This is a genomic window from Prevotella sp. C561, from assembly GCF_000224595.1.
Taxonomy (GTDB): domain Bacteria; phylum Bacteroidota; class Bacteroidia; order Bacteroidales; family Bacteroidaceae; genus Prevotella; species Prevotella jejuni.
The window spans coordinates 1-21,555 of sequence record NZ_JH114154.1 but is presented as its reverse complement, the minus strand read 5'-3'; the positions used below and the strand labels follow the sequence as shown (position 1 = coordinate 21,555).

At 39.7% G+C, this 21,555-nt stretch carries 17 protein-coding genes and 1 pseudogene; 13 read left to right on the top strand and 5 right to left on the bottom strand.

What is annotated here, in order from left to right; genetic code table 11:
• Positions 1–7 precede the first annotated feature (7 nt).
• A complete protein-coding gene (locus HMPREF0666_RS13495; RefSeq protein WP_009012925.1) occupies positions 8–1,093 on the top strand; it encodes an ABC transporter permease in 1,086 nt (361 codons plus the stop codon).
• Positions 1,094–1,453: 360 nt separating this feature from the next.
• On the opposite strand, the gene HMPREF0666_RS13490 is transcribed toward HMPREF0666_RS13495, so the two are convergent.
• Positions 1,454–1,822: a hypothetical protein gene (locus tag HMPREF0666_RS13490; RefSeq protein ID WP_009012924.1), complete on the bottom strand. Its 369-nt coding sequence runs from the start codon at positions 1,820–1,822 to the stop codon at positions 1,454–1,456.
• Between the two features lie 341 nt (positions 1,823–2,163).
• On the opposite strand from HMPREF0666_RS13490, the gene HMPREF0666_RS13485 reads away from it, so the two are divergent.
• Both HMPREF0666_RS13485 and aroC read left to right on the top strand, forming a co-directional pair.
• The gene (locus tag HMPREF0666_RS13485; RefSeq protein WP_009012923.1) at positions 2,164–2,766 is read left to right on the top strand and encodes a peptidylprolyl isomerase; all 603 of its coding nucleotides are present in this window, start codon (positions 2,164–2,166) and stop codon (positions 2,764–2,766) included.
• Positions 2,767–2,899: 133 nt separating this feature from the next.
• Positions 2,900–3,988 (top strand): chorismate synthase, encoded by a 1,089-nt coding sequence (gene aroC, locus HMPREF0666_RS13480; RefSeq protein ID WP_009012922.1) that lies wholly within the window; start codon positions 2,900–2,902, stop codon positions 3,986–3,988.
• Positions 3,989–4,179: 191 nt separating this feature from the next.
• On the opposite strand, the gene HMPREF0666_RS13475 is transcribed toward aroC, so the two are convergent.
• Entirely contained in the window at positions 4,180–4,731 is a 552-nt protein-coding gene (locus HMPREF0666_RS13475) for an isochorismatase family protein (protein WP_009012921.1), read from the bottom strand.
• A 185-nt stretch (positions 4,732–4,916) separates the two neighbouring features.
• Positions 4,917–5,627, bottom strand: a complete 711-nt coding sequence (locus HMPREF0666_RS13470; RefSeq protein ID WP_009012920.1) for a DUF421 domain-containing protein — start codon at positions 5,625–5,627, stop codon at positions 4,917–4,919.
• Between the two features lie 310 nt (positions 5,628–5,937).
• Here HMPREF0666_RS13470 and HMPREF0666_RS13465 point away from each other — a divergent pair, with 310 nt between their 5' ends.
• The 3 genes from HMPREF0666_RS13465 to HMPREF0666_RS13455 all read left to right on the top strand — a co-directional run bounded on the left by HMPREF0666_RS13465 (position 5,938) and on the right by HMPREF0666_RS13455 (position 8,309).
• Positions 5,938–6,807 carry a GYF domain-containing protein gene (locus HMPREF0666_RS13465; RefSeq protein WP_009012919.1) on the top strand — a complete coding sequence of 290 codons (870 nt, stop codon included), beginning with the start codon at positions 5,938–5,940 and terminating at the stop codon, positions 6,805–6,807.
• 149 nt (positions 6,808–6,956) lie between these two features.
• Entirely contained in the window at positions 6,957–7,373 is a 417-nt protein-coding gene (locus HMPREF0666_RS13460; protein WP_009012918.1) for a hypothetical protein, read from the top strand.
• Between the two features lie 153 nt (positions 7,374–7,526).
• The gene (locus HMPREF0666_RS13455; RefSeq protein WP_009012917.1) at positions 7,527–8,309 is read left to right on the top strand and encodes a DUF481 domain-containing protein; all 783 of its coding nucleotides are present in this window, start codon (positions 7,527–7,529) and stop codon (positions 8,307–8,309) included.
• Positions 8,310–8,756: 447 nt separating this feature from the next.
• On the opposite strand, the gene HMPREF0666_RS13450 is transcribed toward HMPREF0666_RS13455, so the two are convergent.
• A complete protein-coding gene (locus HMPREF0666_RS13450) occupies positions 8,757–9,431 on the bottom strand; it encodes an MgtC/SapB family protein (protein ID WP_009012916.1) in 675 nt (224 codons plus the stop codon).
• Between the two features lie 166 nt (positions 9,432–9,597).
• Between HMPREF0666_RS13450 and HMPREF0666_RS13445 the strand changes: the two genes are divergently transcribed.
• From HMPREF0666_RS13445 to HMPREF0666_RS13415, 7 genes are all read left to right on the top strand, one after another.
• A complete protein-coding gene (locus HMPREF0666_RS13445; protein WP_042856426.1) occupies positions 9,598–10,155 on the top strand; it encodes a sugar O-acetyltransferase in 558 nt (185 codons plus the stop codon).
• A 124-nt stretch (positions 10,156–10,279) separates the two neighbouring features.
• The gene (locus tag HMPREF0666_RS13440; protein ID WP_009012914.1) at positions 10,280–11,212 is read left to right on the top strand and encodes a hypothetical protein; all 933 of its coding nucleotides are present in this window, start codon (positions 10,280–10,282) and stop codon (positions 11,210–11,212) included.
• Positions 11,213–12,312: 1,100 nt separating this feature from the next.
• Positions 12,313–15,540 (top strand): TonB-dependent receptor, encoded by a 3,228-nt coding sequence (locus HMPREF0666_RS13435; protein WP_009012913.1) that lies wholly within the window; start codon positions 12,313–12,315, stop codon positions 15,538–15,540.
• Positions 15,541–15,552: 12 nt separating this feature from the next.
• Positions 15,553–17,619 carry a RagB/SusD family nutrient uptake outer membrane protein gene (locus HMPREF0666_RS13430; protein ID WP_009012912.1) on the top strand — a complete coding sequence of 689 codons (2,067 nt, stop codon included), beginning with the start codon at positions 15,553–15,555 and terminating at the stop codon, positions 17,617–17,619.
• Positions 17,620–18,031: 412 nt separating this feature from the next.
• Entirely contained in the window at positions 18,032–18,457 is a 426-nt protein-coding gene (locus tag HMPREF0666_RS13425; RefSeq protein ID WP_009012911.1) for a hypothetical protein, read from the top strand.
• 183 nt (positions 18,458–18,640) lie between these two features.
• Positions 18,641–19,828: a toxin-antitoxin system YwqK family antitoxin gene (locus tag HMPREF0666_RS13420; protein ID WP_009012910.1), complete on the top strand. Its 1,188-nt coding sequence runs from the start codon at positions 18,641–18,643 to the stop codon at positions 19,826–19,828.
• A 156-nt stretch (positions 19,829–19,984) separates the two neighbouring features.
• The gene (locus HMPREF0666_RS13415; RefSeq protein WP_042856421.1) at positions 19,985–20,953 is read left to right on the top strand and encodes a hypothetical protein; all 969 of its coding nucleotides are present in this window, start codon (positions 19,985–19,987) and stop codon (positions 20,951–20,953) included.
• Positions 20,954–21,316: 363 nt separating this feature from the next.
• On the opposite strand, the pseudogene HMPREF0666_RS13410 reads toward HMPREF0666_RS13415, so the two are convergent.
• Positions 21,317–21,555: pseudogene (locus HMPREF0666_RS13410) on the bottom strand (IS1380 family transposase); the annotation flags it as partial.

Below are 21,555 nucleotides of genomic sequence, written 5' to 3'. Positions count from 1 at the left end.
CTTCATTATGATACTGAAATATCTTCTACGAAAGGAGTTCACACAGATTCGACGCAACCCGTTCCTCCCCCGCCTCATTGTTATGTTCCCCGTCATGATTATGTGTATCATGCCTTGGGTCATGAATATGGAGGTGAAGAATGTTGTTGTGGATGTAGTAGACAATGATAGGTCTACTCTTTCGCAACAGTTGGTACATGAGATTGCAGCCAATAACTACTTCTCTTTCCACGGACAACAGCCTTCCTATACCGCAGCACTCAATGATATCGAACATTCTGAGGCTGACATTGTTGTGGTGATACCACAACATTATAGTCGTGACCTGACCTTGGGCAACAAGCCACAAGTGCTCATTGCTGCCAATGCAGTGAATGGAACGAAGGGGTCGATAGGGTCTGTTTACCTCTCACAGATGGTGACGACCAATGCAGTCCCTACTTTACAAGCATTGCAAACGAACGTTTCTACGTTCTATCTCTTTAATAGACAGCTGAATTATAAGCGTTATATGATTCCCGCACTATTTGCGATAATAATGATGATGATAACAGGCTTTCTGCCAACATTGAATATTGTCGGGGAGAAGGAGGCTGGTACAATCGAACAGATCAATGTGACACCAGTAAATAAATGGATGTTTATACTTGCAAAGTTAATTCCTTATTGGTTGATTGCCTTCTTTGTTATCACTGTTTGCCTACTGTTGTCATGGGCTTTATACGACATTACTCCTGTGGGTAATGTGACCCTTATCTATCTCTTAGCGATGTTGTTAGCCCTCTTCTTCTCGTCCTTCGGCTTGATAATATCCAACTACTCGGACACAATGCAGCAAGCCATACTTGTCATGTGGTTCTTTGTTGTGATACTCCTCTTGCTCTCTGGGCTCTTTACTCCTACTCGGTCAATGCCAGCTGCAGCTTATCTCACTACATACGCCAACCCAGTAAGCTACTTCATAGATGCGATTCGCACTGTATTCATTCGTGGTGGAAACTTAAAGAGTATCTTACATCAGGTTCTCGCACTCCTTGGCATCGGTCTTGTCATGGGTTGTTGGGCTGTACAAAGCTATAAGAAGAATCATTAGAATAGCTGTTTGAGTTATCATTAAGTTCTCAGTATCTTATAAAGCTCTCCCCATATTCGTTTGTCTTTAACGGCTAATGAAGTATTATTCAATGGTAAGAAAAGCCTTCTTTAACCATTTAATAGCATAGTACAAAAGCTCAGGACGTGTGGCGTTAGCGATTGAGAAAAGTGATTAAAGTTACTTTTAGAGAGGCTTATACTAAACAATTATACTCGATATAAGGCAATAGGCGTGAGTATTACATACTCATAAGTAATAAAGAAAACTAACGAAAAAAGGCTATGAACCAGCATGCTGATTCATAGCCTTCATTATTGTCTTATCTGAATCCTTCCCTTTTAGGAGAGAGGAAACAATTTACTTGTTAAGACCACGATTGTTCAGTGTCACATTGAGGAGCTTAACGTACTCACGATACTGACGGTCGTTCAAAATATAACGCATATAAGAAAGATCCTTCTTGATAGCATTCTGAACCTTTGACTCACGCTCAGAACCCTCAGCGACAGACGCATTCATCATCTCTGTAGCAAATGTGCGATTGATGTCCTCAACAACGTCTACCTGGTCGAAGTCAAGGTTCAAAGCACGACTCAAAGCGTATGTACTAACATTAAACTTATATGCATTTGTGTTTGTAGTTGTGTTGTTGTTATCGTTCTCACCTGCTGCGAAAGCCAAAGTCATACTCATTACCGCTGCTACTGTCAATACAATCTTCTTCATATTAATTATCCTTTCTTTCTTAATTAAAGCCTTTCAGAAAGACTTGTTATTATCTTATATTCTGTAATTAATGTCCTTATTACGTATGCAAAGTTACAAGATTATTCGCATATAATATAACTATTCGTTACTTAAAGTTCGTTTTTATTTATATTTTTGACGCACGTCAATACGTTTGATTTATATCAGTAACAAAAAAGATAATTCTACCCTCCTCTTCCTAACAAACCATACAGAATAGCACAACGAAAAGGAAAAAACAGTAACTAAGCAGGTTTTATTCCATTTGAAATCATTACCTTTGCAGATATACATATTTAATAAGGATAAAAATAACAGTAATGGAGAATAACAAACATCGTTTTGTAGTAGTCAGCTATAAACTATATTGCAATGTAAATGGTGAGGAGAAACTCTTCGAAGAAACAGATGACATGAAGCCTATGGAGCTTTATACGGGTTGCGACTTGTCCTTACCCGCTTTTGAGCAGGAGATTGTTAAGTTTGAGGAAGATGCTGATTTTGAGTTCACACTTGCAAAGGAACAAGCCTACGGAGAGCATGATGCCAGCAGTGTTATAGACTTTGACAAAGAGACCTTCTCACCGAATGGAGTCTTCGATGCCGAGAACATCTATAAAGGTGCCGTCGTTCCTTTGCAGAACGAAGAAGGTCAACGCTTCTTAGGTACGGTCTTGGAAATAGATGACGATAAGGTTACTATCGACCTCAACCACCCTCTTGCAGGCAAGGACCTTATTTTCCGTGGCCATGTCTACGAGAATCGTGAGGCAAGCGAAGAGGAAGTAAAAGACTTCTTCGAGAAGTTGAAGCAGCATCACTGCGGTGGTGGATGTGGCGGAGGCTGCGGTAGCGACTGCGGAAGTGGCTGTGGCTGCGGAGGTCATGAGGAAGGCGAAGAAAGCTGCTGTGGCTGTCATTAAGAATTACGCACCCTTTTCTATTCGTCATTAACAATGTTATAGGAAAAGAGCAAGGTCTGATAAGAGAAAATAAACAACATGTTTCTCTTATTAGACATCCCACTCCACGATAATCATTCATAGACTCTTTGATATGAATACATTCGGAAAACTCTTCACACTAACCACCTTTGGGGAAAGCCATGGGGTTGCCGTGGGGGGTATAGTAGATGGTATGCCAGCAGGCATCACCATTGACACAGACTTCATCCAACGTGAACTGGCGCGTCGTCGACCGGGACAAAGCCACATCACAACAGATAGGAAAGAAGCAGACCAGGTAGAACTGTTAAGCGGTGTGTTTGAGGGGAAGTCAACAGGTGCGCCTATTGGCTTCCTTGTCCGTAATACTAATCACCATTCAAAGGACTATGATAATATCCGTGACATCTTCCGTCCTTCTCATGCGGACTATACTTATTATACGAAATATGGTATTCGTGACTACCGAGGAGGGGGTCGTTCTTCAGCACGTATCACCCTTTCACGTGTCGTAGCAGGGGCGTTGGCCAAACTTGTATTGCGCCAGCAGGGTATCAGCATCTATGCTTATACATCACAGGTGGGCGACATCAAACTTGAAAGAGACTATCATAAATATGATTTAAGTATTATCGAGTCGAATCCTGTTCGCTGTCCCGACCCTCTCAAAGCAAGAGAGATGGAAGCGCTCATCAGTCAAGTGAAGCATGAAGGCGATACGATTGGTGGGGTTATCTCATGTGTTATCAAAGGATGCCCAGTGGGCTTAGGCGAGCCTGAGTTTGGTAAGCTCCATGCACAATTAGGTGCTGCAATGCTTAGCATCAATGCTGTGAAGGGTTTTGAATATGGTGAAGGCTTTGCTGGATCGGCATGGCGAGGTAGCCAGCAAAACGACACTTTCCTCCCTACCAACGATAGTATGCATCACCCAATATGCAATGTAGAGACCAACCATAGCGGTGGCATACAAGGTGGCATCAGTAACGGAGAGGACATCTATTTCCGTGTTGCGTTCAAGCCTGTCGCTACCTTACTCATGGAACAGCAAACAGTAACGATGGAGGGGGAAGCGATTACGATGGATGTACATGGTCGACACGATCCTTGTGTCCTACCTCGTGCTGTCCCTATCATCGAGGCAATGGCTGCGATGACAATACTTGATGCACTGTTAATAAGTAAGACTAACAGACTTTAGATAAGTCTCTTCGTTCAACAGTTGCCATCTACTACAACGAATAAGACAAAGAATAGAAGGAGATAAATCCATATCCTCTCACGCTAATCATCAATAGATAGTAGCTGCGGAGGATATGGATTTAACTCCTTCTAAACGTTTATAGCTCTTTACACTTATAATGGACCAGAGCTAACCAATCATCTTCTCTTTTATTTTAGCGTTTCCACAAAAGCACTTAAAGCGACTCCACCATCCAGAGAAGGGGAATAAGTTTCAAGGACATTAAGCCTTACATCGCCGATGACTTCCTTTAAGTCCTTTGCAGTGTTCAGTACACAGATGTCTCCAGCCAATCCACATACATCTATCTGCGCTATCTTTAACGCCTTAATCAACCTACTAAGGATATTTGCTGATTCGGCGTTCTGCATAATAGAATACTCATCTTTATCTATGCTGTTACCCTTATATAATAAGGTGAAACCACCCTTCGATTCATTAAGTGCAACCAACAAGGAATCCCAGATAGCTGCTCCAACAGAATGCTGCACACAATGGCGTGGCCATAATCCACCTTCATCAGCAAAAGAACTATGATGGTAAGGATGCCAATCTGCTGTTACTATCTTTACTGAATACTCCTCACTCTGTTCCTTTACATACGTTGCCAATGCATCCATAGCCTTGGCAGCTCCCTCTACAGGAAGTGAGCCTGTAATAAAGTCGACTTGTGGATCGACTATTAATAATAGTTTATTCATATATTATAAATCCTTTTTATAATAAGAATTAATATCTTCTTCGTTTCTGTTATAAAGTAGATTAAATCAGAAAGGTTATCCGACATTATTTATCTTAATATCTTACCAAATACCGTTCCGCCACTTAGATGATTACACAAAAATAGTGACACACTTGCCATGTATCACTACTTATATTTCAACCTTTATACTTGTGCGTTATCGGGTTCAATCTCATGGGCTTCTACCTCTACCATTCCACGCTTAACATGGCCATCGTAAGTAACAAAGTAAATACCCCTACCTGGTGTCCACTCCATACAAAAGAGCTCTCCAGGACCTTCAAAACCATTCTTCTTGATGAGACGTAACGCCCATTCCTGCGAACGTCCACTATGCATAAGACCGCTCTCTACAAACTCACCATTGTTTATCAAGAGGAAAGACTCAGATGCTTTACCAGAAGGAAGGACTGTTACTGAACCATTAGCCTCAAACAGTACGTCCTCTACTTCAAACATAGAAAAGATGCCTTTCTGCCTTAATAGCAAACGAAACTGCTCCATTTCAATACTGTTACGCTTGAAGTTTCCGAAGTTGATAACACCGTTCTTCACAAGATAGACACTCTCTCCCTTAATTAAATGACGTAGGCGAGCTGAACGCATAGCAAAGCGCACGAGCATATTAAAGCCTGTCCATACGGCCAAAGCGAAGAGGAGATGCCCGATAGACATGTCTGGATTGTATAAGACACCACCGACTAAGGCACCAATCACAAAGGCACTCACGGTGTCAAGTGGAGTCAACTGTCCCATCTGAGCCTTGCCGGTTATGCGCAAGAAAGCAAGAATACCAATCATACCCGTAATCAACTTTACAGCAATGGCAAGGTAGGGTTGAACAAAATCAAACATTTTTTCGTTGTTTTTAAGACGTTATTATAAATTCTGTTTTCGCTCTTTTTATCGCTGCAAAAATACATCTTTTATACTAAACTTACAAGTAAGACGCCTAAAAAATACTACCAATCAGCCTTTTCAACTTACGGACACCCTACAAGTTAGCCATAAACAGCACCAGAGCTAACTATTAATTCAAAAAAAGAAATAACTCCTTTGTCAGTTCAGAAATAATATATAACTTCGCACCGAACAAACAGATAGAGTTGTGGATAGACTCCTAAACAAAGGAGAAATCCACCTTTGACATTTAATAAAGATAAGAATGGAATACTACATTAAAGTAGGTGACGAGAAGCGAGGGCCTTATAGCCTCAACGAATTAGTAGAGCGAAACTTAGAGTCTACGACATTGGTAATGCCTACAGATGGTACTGAATGGGTGCAAGCAAACCAGATTGAAGAGCTGCGTACGCGCTTCGAAAATAAAGAGTCTACCAACGAGGCTGCTAATAAGGAAGAGATACCTTTTGTAGAAGCAAGACCCATCCTTCAAGCTACACCGCAAGAGGAAAATCAACAATCGCAACCTGCACCAAAGAAGAAGCACCACACTGGTTGTCTCTTGGTTTTGCTGCTTTCATTCGTTGTCTTGATTGCAACGATGATAATTACCTGTCCAAAGGCCGAACAGCACAAGGAAGTTCTCTCAACGGTTATAACTGCCACCGTCAACGACGCTGTCAACGAGAGTGACAATATAACTGGTAATGCTTACCTCGACAATGCCTTCAAAACTGTTAGCAATGCTTTCGCTGGCAAAGTGATACAAGCTGCCGTCAACGAACTTGTGACTGTTGATAATTACGTCGTTTGCTCCTTAGGAAAAGTACGTTATGAGGGTAAGGCCCACGTTGTTTCTGTGGGTGTTTTTGGCCATATCTTCACTGTTGACGAGGACGACCTCCGTGAAGCAGCAGAGGACTATTACAAGAAGAAGGAAATCGACATGAAGGAACAAATCAAGAAGAAAGCACAGAAAATACTGCAAGATAATATCATTGCACCGGCTACGTCCGCCATACAAGGATTATTGGGGAGTGCACTCGATGGGCTCTTAGACAAAGTGGGTGGCGATACTCATGCTTCAAAACCAAGTAAGCATAAGAGAGTGGAAAGCGACTCCCTTCAATAACGGGACGCATTCCAAAAAGACTTAGATGTCTATATTTCTTCTTAAAAATAAAGAAGATTACGATTAAAAAGGTAATTTTACATATTATCATTTGCACAAGAATAATATTTTATATACATTTGCAGCATTAAATTAAATAGTTTATAAGTATGAAAAGATTATTTTTGATTGGGGTAATGGTTCTTACAGCCGTAGCAGGTTTTGCTCAGAGTGGCGAAAGAATCGATACATTGAAGGAGCGGCAGAAGGTGCTCAAGATAACTACAAAGTTAAACAAACTGCAGTTAGATTACGAGAAAGAGAAGGCAAACAATATCGAACTCAGCAAGAAAGCAGCAGATATCAATGTTGAAGCAAATATAGCTACAACAGAATTCAACACTACTAACGCATCAAACACGGTTAAGGATGCGAAGAGTACTATCAAAAGACTGAAAGAAGCTAAGGCTATCAATAAGAAGTTGGCTAAGAGTCAAAAGACCTTAACTAAGATGGAGAAGAAGATTGCTAAGCTTCAGGCAAAGATTGATGACTGTAACAAACGCATCAAGTTTGTTAACAATTAATATCGTAAAAAATATTATCGAGAATAAAGGACGCACATCATGTGCGTCCTCTCTTATATCTGTCAATAGCACAGAAAACTACCTGCTGTAACCTCACAAGCTAATTCCAACGTTGGAAATCCATTATTTTACTCTCTAAAAAAACATTATATAATGATAAAGAAGATACTCCTATCACTATTGATATTATTAGCTCATCTACCAATATACTCCCAAATGCTCTTTTCAGAGAACCTAACAATGAACATTGATAGTACAAAGACTATACAAGGAACATTATTACCTGTATTGGATTTCAAGACTGAACAGGAGAATATACTTACTCTTAAGAACACGGCCAACCTTAATGTTTTGATAAAACATAAGCGTGTCATCAATCTAATCAACAAATTAGAGTTCTCTACATACGGTAAGAAAGTAACGGTAAGTGGAGGATTTGTACACCTTGAATATCGCTATCTGTTAAGCCCTTCGGTAGAGGTTTATCCTTATGCGGAGTCACAATGGGCTGGTAGCCGTGGTATGGAGTTTAAGATTTCATCTGGTTTACTATCACGTTATCAACTCATCAACAAGGAGAAAGTGCAACTTTTTGTTGCAGCAGGATTGTTCTATGAATTTGAGAAGTGGAAAGACTCTACTCCTAATGCCAACCCACTATATGCTTACAGTCGTAGTATAAAGAGCCACCTCTCGGTAAGCTTTAAGCATCATATTAATGATCATTGGGAATTGACGACCACTGCTATTCATCAAGCGAAACCAGATAGTTACACTAAGGAAGCTCGATTTGGTGGTGCAGTTGACTTAAAGTATAACATTACACCAAACATTGGTATTAATGGTGCCTACCGTGTCATCTACGATACAGCACCGATTGTTCCAATCAGAAAGACTTACACCACTGTAGAGGCTGGTCTTAGCGTGTCTTTCTAAGTAAGTTATGCAATAGTAGGAAGCCTATTAACACTGATAATTTAGCGTAAATATGACTCCTAACAACACCCTTCTCTAAGGTAAAACAGCATCTATCAGATTTCTATTCACGAACGAAAAGATTTCTATTCACGAACGAAAAGATTTATTTTCATGAACGAAAAGATTTATGTTCACGAACGGAAATATTTATTTTCATGTAAATAATTCGCAAGCAGTGGTCGAATTGCTGATGACTGGCTGATAAGATGACTCCAACACAAGAACTTTTCTGCTGTTTATAAGGTATGGGTAAGTAGTATAAAAGTTGTACTTAGAAGGATATGGAACTAAGGTTAGGTTTCTTCATAGAGGTAGGTAAACAATAAGGGCACACTTTTCAACTATCTGTATGAAACTTCTTACAGACAAATGAAAGGTGTGCCCTCTAACGATAAAACCTTTTGTTTACTCCATAGTCTCTACTGTTACGCTTTCAAACTCAGCCATGAAATTAAGGAGATGATTCTTATAACGTTTCCGTTTGAACTTCATTTCCATCGTTACAACGTAGTAGTAGCCAGAAGAAGTGTCTTTACGTTTCATCTCGTAGGAGTCGATGATAACTTCTTTGGCACGCAAACGCTGCAAGACAAGTTGGATACTTTCTTCCTTTGGCGTACTGAATGTGACTGTAATATTACGTGTTCCAAAATGCTGAAGTATAAAATAAAGAGCCTCCAAGCAGAGCAGTACGAGGACAGTTGTGGCTATAGATAACACATACATACCTGCACCAGCCGTCATACCGATAGCAGATGTGACCCATAGGCCAGCCGCAGTGGTCAGTCCACGTACCACATGTTTCTGAAAGATAATCGTTCCTGCACCGATGAAACCTATACCCGTCACCACCTGCGAAGCAATACGACTGGGGTCGAGTGATACTTGCTCGTAATTGGAGAGGACATTGTCGAAGCCAAACTGTGACAGAATCATAAACAGACCACTACCTAATGCCACAAGGAAGTGTGTTCGGAAACCAGCTTCCTTTGCACGATACTCACGCTCCAGACCAATCACACCACCCAACATGGCAGCTACGAACAGTCTTAATACAAATTCGTATGTTATTATGTTCATGTTTTCTCTCTATTAAAAGATGAATAAGATTATAATCGCAAATATACGAAAAAGTTCAGTTATCTCACTCTTTTCAACCTTAAAAATCTCTTTTTTGTGAATGAAATCTCCTGTTTCTTAAAAAATGATTTGTATCTTTGTGAACATTATCAATATACTTGAATTTATGACAGAGAGGGAGAAACAGCAGAAAGGGATGCTTTATCAGGCAAATGACCCAGAAGTTTTGAAAGACTTATATTACTGCGAAAACGAGTGCTATGAAATCAATCAGATTCCACCCTCACGTAGGGAGGAACGTATGGAACGTCTGAGAAAGTTGTTTGGAAAGGCTGGCGATGGTATGTTTATCGTTGCTCCGTTTTTCTGTGACTATGGTTATAACATCGAAGTGGGCGAGAATTTCTTTGCTAATACTAATTGTGTCATTCTCGATGAGGCTAAGGTGACATTCGGAGATAACGTGTTTATTGCCCCTAATTGCTCTTTCTATACTGCTGGTCATCCACTTGATGTAGAGCTTCGGAATAAGAAGATTGAGTATGCTCTGCCTATTCATGTAGGGAATAATGTGTGGATAGGAGGCAATGTTGTCGTTGTACCGGGTGTGACGATAGGCGATAATACCACGATAGGGGCTGGCTCTGTCGTTACACATGATATCCCAAGCGGTGTTGTGGCAGCTGGTAATCCTTGTAGAGTGATAAGAAGACTGGAAGAATAGGGTAGCTTTGTTGTTATTTAATGCACAATCCTATTGGAGATATGGATGTGAGAATATGTGGAATGGAGTACTATTGAGGGAGCTGAAGTGTTGTAAGTTAATCGCAGGTAATTACATTATTTAAATGAAAGAAAGTAATATCACGTTTGTCAAGAGTGTTCTTCTTTTATTACTATTGCTCCTTGTTGGGAGAGAGATACAGGCACAAAGTCGCCTTTCGCCTTGTAGTAAGTTGGATTATGAACTCTATACACCTATTCTCAATGAGTTATACAATCCTCTTGCAGCAGAACAATACATTGTTGCAGAAGGCGAGTCGGAGAAGTACGCTTTGCAAGTTATCGATGGTTCTCGGCTCTCTGAACAAACGTATATACTTGCCTATAAGGACTTAAAAGGCAATAAGAAAGAATTGACAGACAGTCTTTGCCAAATGAAAATAGCGTCATTGCTGCGTTATGCTGTACTGTCTTCTACACCCTTTGTACGTAGGAAGCTTGGGATACGACAAAAGACATGTTTCTTCTTTGACCTGCAAGATGGGGCAGAATATACTTTCCGTGAGGAAGAAGAACATGGTCGGGGAGGACTGATAGACGTGTTGGAAACATCGTGTGAAGCGGTGAAGAATAACAAGCCAGAGCTTATTCGACAGCTAATCCCTCAAATTGATTCTTTGACACGACACTTTAAGACATTTGAGTTGGCGGAGAGTTGGAATGTCTCTACGTCTGAGAGTTATGCGTATAGTTTCCCTTGTACGCAATTGTCTACACACTATAGTGGATTTCATGTGTGTTTTCTTCGACCAGTGTTGACGCCCGATGAGCTTAGTAATAAGTATGGACAGTTGACGCAAAGAGTTGCCAGATGGCTGTTCTTAAATTCAAATATATTAGATTTCACAAGGAGTGTATATATTAATGTAAGCCGTGGGAAGGTTGATAAAAACAAGCGATTTTCATATAGCTACGGCCATTATTATATAAATGTAACAGAGGATGAACTGACGGAAAGCAAACTGATTGCTTTATTCAAAACATACTTGTTGAGATAGTCCCATGCTTTTTTGAAACTACTTTCACCTATTTAATAAGGTTCTTCCGTTAAATGTGTAGATTGTTAATAGAGTGAGATTAATCCACATACATGGCATGATTTCATCCAATAAGATTGTTTTATAAAGGCCCAACACCCAACAACCATCACCCAACACTGGTATAATTACCTCCAATAAGATTGTTTTATAAGGGGGGGATAAACTATATGATAAATGTAATTAGGTGTGATGTCTATCTGTCGTCTATAACCTGCTTATTCCCTTATTAAATCATGTTTGTAAACTATTTTTGTACAGCTCAGACCCAATACATGCTCTTTTGGCTTCTAAAAGACGCCCTTTTGGGTTGCAAAAGATGCTCTTTAAGACCCTTGCTAACGCCCTTTTGAAGTCCAACTAAGCACCTTTTACTTTATACTTGGTAACTAATTGATACTCTGTTGATTGTAAACCTGCTTCATGTATGTATTTTTACCGTTAGTTATAGGTGTTTTCTTTGAAATTATGTAATGATTTTTCAATCCTCTTATCTGCAGATTTTCGAAGTCTTAAAACGAAAAGATTTTCAATGAAAGAGGATGAAAATAGGATAGAAAGTTGACTGTCTCAGCTATATTTTTGTTTAATGAATAACTTTGGCTCTTACGTTAAAGCACTACGAAAAGCGTCCACACATTTAATGGAAAAACCTTTAATAATAGGAGGTTTGGATTTTCGTAATAGGTGATATGGTCTTTTATAATTAGGTGATATGCATTCTTATAATAGTTGATTTGGGCGTTTCAGGAAAGGTGATAATTGTGTTTAATAAAGTATCACATTAGTGGTCTCGATGGCATATCGGTTCTGTCAGTTCTCCACGCCATGCGGAGTTCGGTTTTCATTTAGGCTTGCGAAAATACCGTTATCAGCTGTTTCTTAATGCAGAAAAGTGCAAAAGAGATGAAAAAACACGGTTGTTTCTGATACAACAAACCAACCAAAGCACTCTTTTAACAATTTTTATAGGTGTTATTGTAGACCGGACGTTTAATTTGATTTAACTTTGCGACTATAAAACCTAAAATAAGTTTTAATCTAAATATACTTAAAAGCCTATGTACCTAAGGAAGAAAAGGACTACAAGCTTAATGATGATGGCTTTGTTCAGTTCAAGTTTACTGCATGCCAACATTACGTATAAAGCTAATGCAGCTGTTGTTCAACAGCAAGCTGTATGTAAGGGAACAGTTGTTGACAGTAATGGAGAGCCAGTTGTTGGTGCCTCTGTTTTTGCCGTAAGTAATGGACACAAGAAGGGAAGTGTAACTGATCTTGATGGTAATTTCGAGATAGACGGTATCGCTTCAGGCTCTTCACTTACCATCTCTTATGTTGGTTATAAGACTCAGCAGGTGACTTGGAGTGGTAAAGACCTAAAGGTAACACTTCAGGAAAGCAGTGAGATGCTTGATAACGTTGTCGTTGTCGGTTATGGTACACAGAAGAAGGTTAACCTTACTGGTGCTGTCTCTGTTGTATCTTCAAAGACTCTTGACTCTCGACCAGTAACAAGTGTAGCACAGGCATTGCAGGGTGAGGTTCCAGGATTGAATTTCAGCGTAGGTAATGGGGGTGGTTCATTGAAGAGCCGTATGGGACTTAACATTCGTGGTATAGGAACTATTGGTGAAGGTTCTAATGCTGCTCCACTCGTACTTATCGATGGTTCAGAAGGCGATCTTTACTCTATTTCTCCAAATGACATCGAGAGTATCTCTGTATTGAAGGATGCTTCTTCAAGTGCTATCTATGGTTCACGTGCTGCGTTTGGTGTTATCCTCGTTACAACCAAGAGTGGTAAGGAAGGTCGTACGAACGTTTCTTATAATGGTAACGTACGTTTCTCTACAGCAACTCAGATTCCTGAGATGCCTAACTCATACGATTTCGCACGCTATTGGAATGATGCTGCAGCAAACAGTGGCGGTAATGCGCCATTTAGTCAGGATATGCTTAATAAGATTAAGAACCATATCAATGGTACACCAGCGCCAGGTGAAGAGGTAACTACGACTTGGCAGGGTACTGCTGCTAATGAGCCATGGAGTATGTATAATGGTTCTTGGGATAATACTAACTGGTTTAAGGAGATGTATAAGTCTGCTGTTCCTTCAACAGAGCATAATATCTCTGTAAGTGGAGGCGGTAATAAGGTGAACTACTATATCAGTGGAGCTATCTTAAGTCAGCGTGGATTGATCCGTCATGGTAAGGATAAGCTGAAGAGATATAACTTCTCTTCTAAGGTTACAGCAAACCTTACTGATTGGGCAACAGTTACCTATAACACAAAGTGGATTCGCGAAGACTATAGCAGACCATCTTATATGACCGGACTCTTCTTCCATAACATCGCACGTCGCTGGCCTACCAACCCTGTTTACGACCCAAACGGCCACTATGTACATGGAAATGAGATCTTACAGATGGAGAATGGTGGTATTGATGCAACCCAGGAAGATAAGCTCTTCCAGCAGCTTGCTCTTGAGTTCCGACCAATCAAGGGATGGAAGATTAGATTAGAAGGTAACTACAATACCACTAACTACCACAACCATTGGGACGTGTTGCCTATTTACTACTATGATCCAGATCAGCATCCAATAGCTGCAGCATGGAGCGGAGACTATGCAGCAGGAAAGTCTAACGTTGGTGAGGCTATGTCTAAGAATAATTACTATAATGGACGTTTCTTCACTGAGTATAACATGACACTCAATGACAAGCATGAATTTAAGTTCCTTGCTGGTTTGGACATGGAGTCTAATATTTATACTAACCTCAGTGCTTCTCAAGCTGACCTTGTAACACCATTAGTGCCAACCCTCAATAATGCAACTAATAAAGTTGTTGGACGTGGTTTCTCTAACACACACTGGTCAACAATGGGTATGTTTGGTCGTATCAACTATGCTTATGACTCACGTTATTTGGCTGAGTTCTCTATCCGTAGAGACGGCTCTTCACGTTTTATTGGGGATAAGACATGGGGTACATTCCCATCTTTTGCACTCGGTTGGAATATTGCTAACGAGCAGTTCTTCAAGCCTCTTAATAAGACAGTTAATACTCTTAAGTTGAGATTAACATACGGTTCACTTGGTAATACTAATACAGACCAGCTCTATCCTTGGTTCCTCAGACAGCCTATTAGCTCAAACTCTTCAGCATGGCTTGTTAATGGTGAACGTGTTAATACATCAGGCGTTCCTGGTCTTGTATCACCTTTCCTTACATGGGAGAGAGTACAGTCATGGAACATCGGTCTTGACTTCGGATTGTTCAATAACAAACTTCAAGGAACGTTCGATTACTTCGTTCGTACAACAAAGAACATGGTTGGTCCTGCACCAGTTAAGCCATCTATTCTCGGAGCAACACAGCCAAAAGAGAATAATAGTGATATGAGATCAAATGGTTGGGACTTAGAAGTAAGATGGAGAGACAGAGTTGGACAAGTAAACTATGGTATCAAGCTCGTTCTCTCTGATGATTACCAGACTATTACGAACTTCTATAATCCAAACAGACTGCTTTCTCAGTGGTGTGCAGGTAAGCGTATGGGAGATATCTATGGCTATAAAGTAGAAGGTATAGCACAGACTGATCAGCAGATGAACGAATGGTTGGCTAATAATAAGCCTTCATGGGGTTCTGACTGGGCTGCAGGTGATGTAATGTACAAAGACCTTAATGGTGATAAGAAGGTGAACTCTGGTAAGAGCACATACGATGATATGGGTGACTTGACCAAGATCGGTAACTCTTTACCACGTTATCGTTTCGGTATCACTTTGGATGCTAACTGGAAAGGATTTGACTTCCTCATCTTCATGCAGGGTGTTGGTAAGCGTGACTTCTGGGATGCTTCTCCTTATAGCGTAGGTGCTAATACCGGTTTATGGCAGAGTGCAGCATTCAAGGATCACCTTGACTACTGGCGTCCAGCTACCGATACCAACTTCGGACCTAATCCAAATGCTTTCTATCCAAGACCTCTCTTCGGTGCAGGTTCTAAGAACTTCAAGACCAGCGACAGATATCTACAGAATGCAGCATACATGAGAATTAAGAATATTCAGATTGGTTATACGCTGCCAATGTCTATTGCAAGCAAGATAGGAGCTAATAGAATACGTTTCTACTTCTCTGCTGAGAACCTCGCAACATTCACTAAGATGAATAAGATTTTCGACCCTGAAGCAACAGGAGGAGACTGGGGACCTGGAAAGATTTATCCTCTTCAGAGAACTGTTTCATTCGGTTTGAATCTTAACTTCTAAATATACGGAATTATGAAAAAGATTATTTCAGATATACTAAAAGGTGGTCTACCATTGCTGTGCCTTGGAATGACTGTTACTTCATGTGATGATTTCCTTGATAGAAAACCTCTTGACGAGGTTTCACCAAGCGAATATTTCAAAACTGCGGATCAACTTGGTACATTCACTATCAAATACTATACAAATATCTTCCCTAATAACAGTGGCTGGTTTGGGGGTGTTGCTACATTTGATAATGGTACAGATAACCAAGCAGCAAGAGATGGAAACTCTGGAATGTACCTACAGGACCAGTGGAAAGTCCCAACATCTAAAGGTCTTGATGTGTATGCTATCAGAGATGTAGATAAATTCATTAATGAGAACGAAGCAAAGATTGCCAAAGAAGAAGTAACTGGCACGCCAGAACTTATCAATCAATACATGGGTGAAGCTTACTTCATCAGAGCTATGCTCTACTTTGATAAGCTGAAGACTTACGGTGATTTCCCTATCATGCTTAATGAGTTAAACATTGATAAAGACCTCGTAGAAGCAAGTAAGCGTCAGCCTCGTAACCTTGTTGCACGTCAGATTCTTTCTGATATGGATAAGGCTATTGATAAGTTGCAGGTGAACTTTGCCAATAAGGTACGTATCAATAAGTATGCTGCTTTAGCTATGAAATCAAGAATGGCACTCTATGAAGCAACCTTCGAGAAGTATCACAGAGGAACAGGTCGTGTACCAGGTGATGCTAACTGGCCAGGTAAGAACAAGGAGTGGAATAAGAACTTCACTATTAATCAGGATGATGAAGTTAATTTCTTCCTTGATCAAGCGATCGATGCAGCTAAGAAGGTGTGTGATGCTGTACCATTGTCAACTCAGAATAATCACGTAATGAATCCTGGTACTGTTGGTAACTTCAATGGTTGGAATCCATACTATGATATGTTTGCAAGTCCAAACTTGACGAAGTATCCAGAAGTTCTATTGTGGAGAGAATTCAATACTGATATCAACGTAGCTCACCTCACGTCAAACAAACTGCGTGGTGGCTTGTCTTCTGGTTGGACTCGTGGACTCGTAGAGTCATTCCTTATGAAGAATGGTTTGCCTATCTACGCTTCTGGTTCAGGCTATCATGGTGATACTACAGTAGACTTAGCTAAGACTGACCGTGATGAGCGTCTGCAGCTTTTCGTGTTCGGTGAGTCTAATGACCTTGATATTGATCAGAAGAGTATTGATTTAATTAATAAGCAAAGAGTTAAAGAAGGTAAACCTACCATTACTAAACTCTTATTCGATGCGGCAACTCTTTTCGCAACAGACCAGGCAAGTAGAGACGTAACTGGCTATCGTCAGCGTAAGTTCTACAACTATGATCCTGCAATGCAATTGGGTCAGACCTTCTCTGATGTTGATGGTCAGATTATCATCCGTGTTGAGGAAGCTATGCTCAACTATATTGAGGCTTCTTACCTCCGTACAGGTTCATTGGATGCAACAGCAACAGGTTATTGGACTGCTTTGCGTGCACGTGCTGGTATCACTGCTCCAATCTCAACAACTATTGCTGCAACTGATATGACTAAGGAGGCTGATGTAAATCGTCCATCATACGACTGGGCAGCATTCTCAGCTGGTCATCCCGTAGATGCAACACTCTATTCTATCCGTCGTGAGCGTCGCAGCGAGTTTGCTGGTGAGGGTCTTCGTGACGATGACTTGATTCGTTGGGCAGCTTTGGATCAGGTGAAGAACTATCAGATTGAGGGTGTTAACTTCTGGGATCAGATCTATCAGAATCCTTCTTTCGTTGATAAGAATGGTGTGAGTCTGATTATTGCTGATGGCGATGCTAAGGCTACAATGTCTGCTAAGACACTTTCAAAGTATGTTCGTCCTTACCAGATTCAGACGACCAACAATATCCTCTACAACGGTTACACCTTCTATCAGGCACACTACTTGTCTCCATTCTCTTATCAGGAGATGCAGCTCTGTTCACCTGATCGTAATGCAGAGAACTCAAACTTGTACCAGAATATCTACTGGCCAGTTGAGGCAAATGGTGAAGCTATAAAGTAGGCTTTAACTGAATAAGACAGAATTAAATAAGGAGAGAGAGCATGTCAAGCGATTGATATGCTCTCTTTCTTTGTACGCTTACTCGTTGTCTGTGTAATAGAAGTTGCTTTAAGGGACATAAGTTTTATACTATGTCATTAGGTAGAGATGTGTTTCGATGGCCTTAGTACATAATGCTGGTAGAATTATTTACGTGAAAAGAAATATTTATTGTCATGAAGAAAAATATTTTTTTTCATGAATATAATTAGAGGAAGCTTTATTTTATAGAAATGTAACCATGTTTTGTCTGCCAAAGAAGGCTGTTGTTTTTAGTTGTATCCCTTGTATATTAGAGTACAAAAGTTTATCTTTGCAAGATATAATTCTTACTGTTTAGGAGGCAGTTGATGACTGTAATAATAAATTAAGTATGTTCGCTTTTATCATCATTATACTACTTTGTGTTCTTGCTTTTGGTGTTTCACTGTTTGTTGGCCATTGGAATAAGAGCAAGAAGAGTGGGGCAGAGGTCAGTGTTGTTGCTTTTTATAATAAGGATTGGCGGTCTTTATTCTGGATATTCCTCCGTGTGTTGTCTTTCGCTTTGGTTACTATTTTATTGTTCTTAATGGTAATAGCCACTTTTGGTGAGGATGATGCAGGCGAGTGTTTCTTTTGGATTATCATGTTTGTTGTTGGCAGCTGGTTTATTACAATACCTATTCTTGTTATTTATATCTGCTCAGCAGTGCAAGCCATTCGGCACCGTGATTATATGAATAACGTCTTTCTTGGCTTTTATTGTTTCAATGCTCTTCAGTTACTTTGCGTCGTGATATTGAGTAGTCAGCTATAAGTGGTTTGTATGAATAATTGTTATTTCGTCTTCTTTTCCTGTGCAAGTATCATTAGAAACTCTTATCTTTGTGGTCAACCTATAGTCTTTCAGAAAGACGACTATCTTTTTAATACCTATATTAACAACCTATAATCTTTGACTCCCTTGTGGAGAAATGATTTATAATGAGTAGAAACTTACATGATAAAGAATAAAAAGCTTCGGATAGCTATAGCTTCAGTTGTAATGGCTTTGATTTACCCACTTATTTTTATGTTCTTGTTTGCAATGGAGGCAGCTTCTGGAGACAGCACTGATGCGGCTGGACGGGGATATATAGCTTTAGGTATATATATTGAAGGCTTCATGGTTTCCGTGGTATACTTTATAATTAGTATAATCTTCTCACGTATTTTCCTACGTACTCTACTTCCTTCCTTCATTGCTTTATTACTTTTATTATTGGGATATGGGATATTTCTTATACCTGATTACATTAAAACTCTTCCAAGTGAGTACACTGAGTATTATGAAGATGGTAAGGTGAAACAAGTTGGGAAAAAGGAACATAGTTATGATACATGGGTTGGTTGGGTGAAGTCCTATAGGCGAGATGGCACCATTTGGAAGGAAGAGCAATTCCCTTCTATCAAGTCAGATAACCGCTTAATCTATGCTAAGTACTATTATGAGGATGGTACTTTAAAGTCGGAGGGGTACACAACTTTTGATAACTTAGCGCATCGAGAAGGTGAATGGAAGTTCTATAAGCCTGATGGAACACTTGATGATATTCGCAATTATGACGAGAATGCTGTAAGATTAAACTCTTCTGAGAAGTATCAACTATATACAGATGGAGTAAAGATATACAGAGTCGGCTCTGGAAAACTATTTACTGGTACACTCAGTAATACGCCTGTTGTCTACTTGAAAAACTATTTCAACGAATTTCCAGAAGCCTTTTTCCCAAGAGAAAATGAAGACGATGAGGAAGAGATATTCCCCGACTTATATACTTGTAGGGTAAAGAATGGATTAAAGCAAGATAAGGTCGTTATTCGTTATGCTACTCATGGGCATCCTATTGCCTATCAGACTGTTATCTATGACGGTGGTAACTCATGGGTTCCTGCCAATGTTTATTATCCAAATGGACAGATACAAGATAAAGTAACAATACTTGATGATAGTACAAGGCGTTATGATTGCTATTATCAAGATTCAATAAAGCGCCGTCCGCATGGTGTTCTTCGTTTTAAAGTAAAGTACAGGAATGACGATGCTATTGATACGGCTTATTGGTATAATAGTCATGGGAAGCTACGTGCATGGGCTGTTTTCAAGGATGGGGATATCGTTAAACACTGGCCAGAAGAAACGTATTAAGTAATGATAAAAAAATAACTTGGTATTTTTTTCTCTCTCTCCATGAAACCATATAGTTCCATTTCTGGAGTTTTTCATCAATTGAATACACTGCTCAAGACCGATGCCTCGGCTCCGAAAATGTACCAAGTTATTTTTTTAATCATTACTAAGATTATGAAGAAGAATATAATAAAGGTATGCCTGATAGTGCAGGTGATTTGTGTACTACTTTTCTTGATAGATGTTATTTGTTTAGGAAAAGACACCTTCTGCTATTTTATACAACAGGTGGAGATTGTTGGGGCTGTTCTCACTTGTTGGGTATGGGTTTATTACCTTGCTAAACTTATCTCCTTTTGCGCTAATGACTCAAAAGTTGGTAGGTTTCTTCTATGGTCAATATCTGTTATTGTTTTCTTTATCTTCCTAATACCCTCCATGAACTTTATCCTCTCTAATATAGCTCTGGGTTGTGAGTATCGTGATAGTCGTCATGAGATACTTATAAAGGTCCATGATCCCATCTTTTTCTTAAGTTATAATCCGCAGTTTGTGTTCTATAAGAAAGGAATGATTATTAATCATTATATGGGAGAGGACATTGCCTATAACCTTCCAGGCGACCAAAATAAGCGATGGAAGTTCTATGATGACCTCGGAGTGGCTGTGCTTACGGCAGACAAAGACTTAAATGAAGGTTTAGGACTACTGTCTGACAACAAGTTCTATTATATTGATGAAGCCAAGGCCATGACCCACAAGAAGGAGATAAGCCAGTTAGCACAGCAACTCTTCTGTGAGAACGATAAGTATATAGTCTTTGCTGATGGGTATTACCTAAAGAATGGTTTTGATACTCGTTCTATCTATGATACAAAGTCACGCTTGTTGCGTCAACTCTTTTTTAGTGATAGCGTGGGCATAGAAGTACCAGATACACGATATAAGCATTTCTCAAAAGTTGATAATGATAGTATTATAGCTTGTATAAGATCAATTCCTTTATCTGTATTACCCGTCAATGTGGGAAAAGATGATACTTTAGGTATGAGTATTAATGAGCGAGTTGTTACAGATCAGAACGCAAAGTCCAATCCAGCTGTGAAGAGGAAATTAATGTGGCTGTTCTATAAACTAAACTAAGAAGCCGTCTTTATGTTTGCTCTAGTCTAAAGTGAATAATTCAGTAAAACTAATTTTGCTGTCATTACTGTCATGCTTTTTGAAGATGCAATACTTTGTTATACAGATAGTTGCTGCCAAATGTTAAAATGACAGCAACTTGATAATAACATTATTCTTATAATAGTGTGTGATAAAAGACTTCTGTTTTTACCTCAAATCCGCAACTAAGCCCTTGAAGGTTCTTATTGCGTTTACACGTCCTCTCATTACTGAATTTGCAGATAATTTGAACTTGAAGCACCCACTTCTGCCTACAATATCCCCTTACCCCACAATGTGACTTGAGGCAATACACAATATCATTCCCATAAGTTGTAGGCACTATCCAAAATCAGTCTGGAAAACATCTGCGTAAGCATAATTACAGGTATAGATATTCAGCACATACCGCCTTGATGTCTTGATCCACTTGGCTGGTACAGAGATAAACCTGAAGACAAACGCTTTTATGCGACTTGTTACATTGAGTCCGAACTTCTTTACGTCAAGTCTTTGAATAATGGCCTTGTAAAAGTTACGGATAAGTGCTGTAAGAAGAAGGAACACTGTGTTCTCTGCCA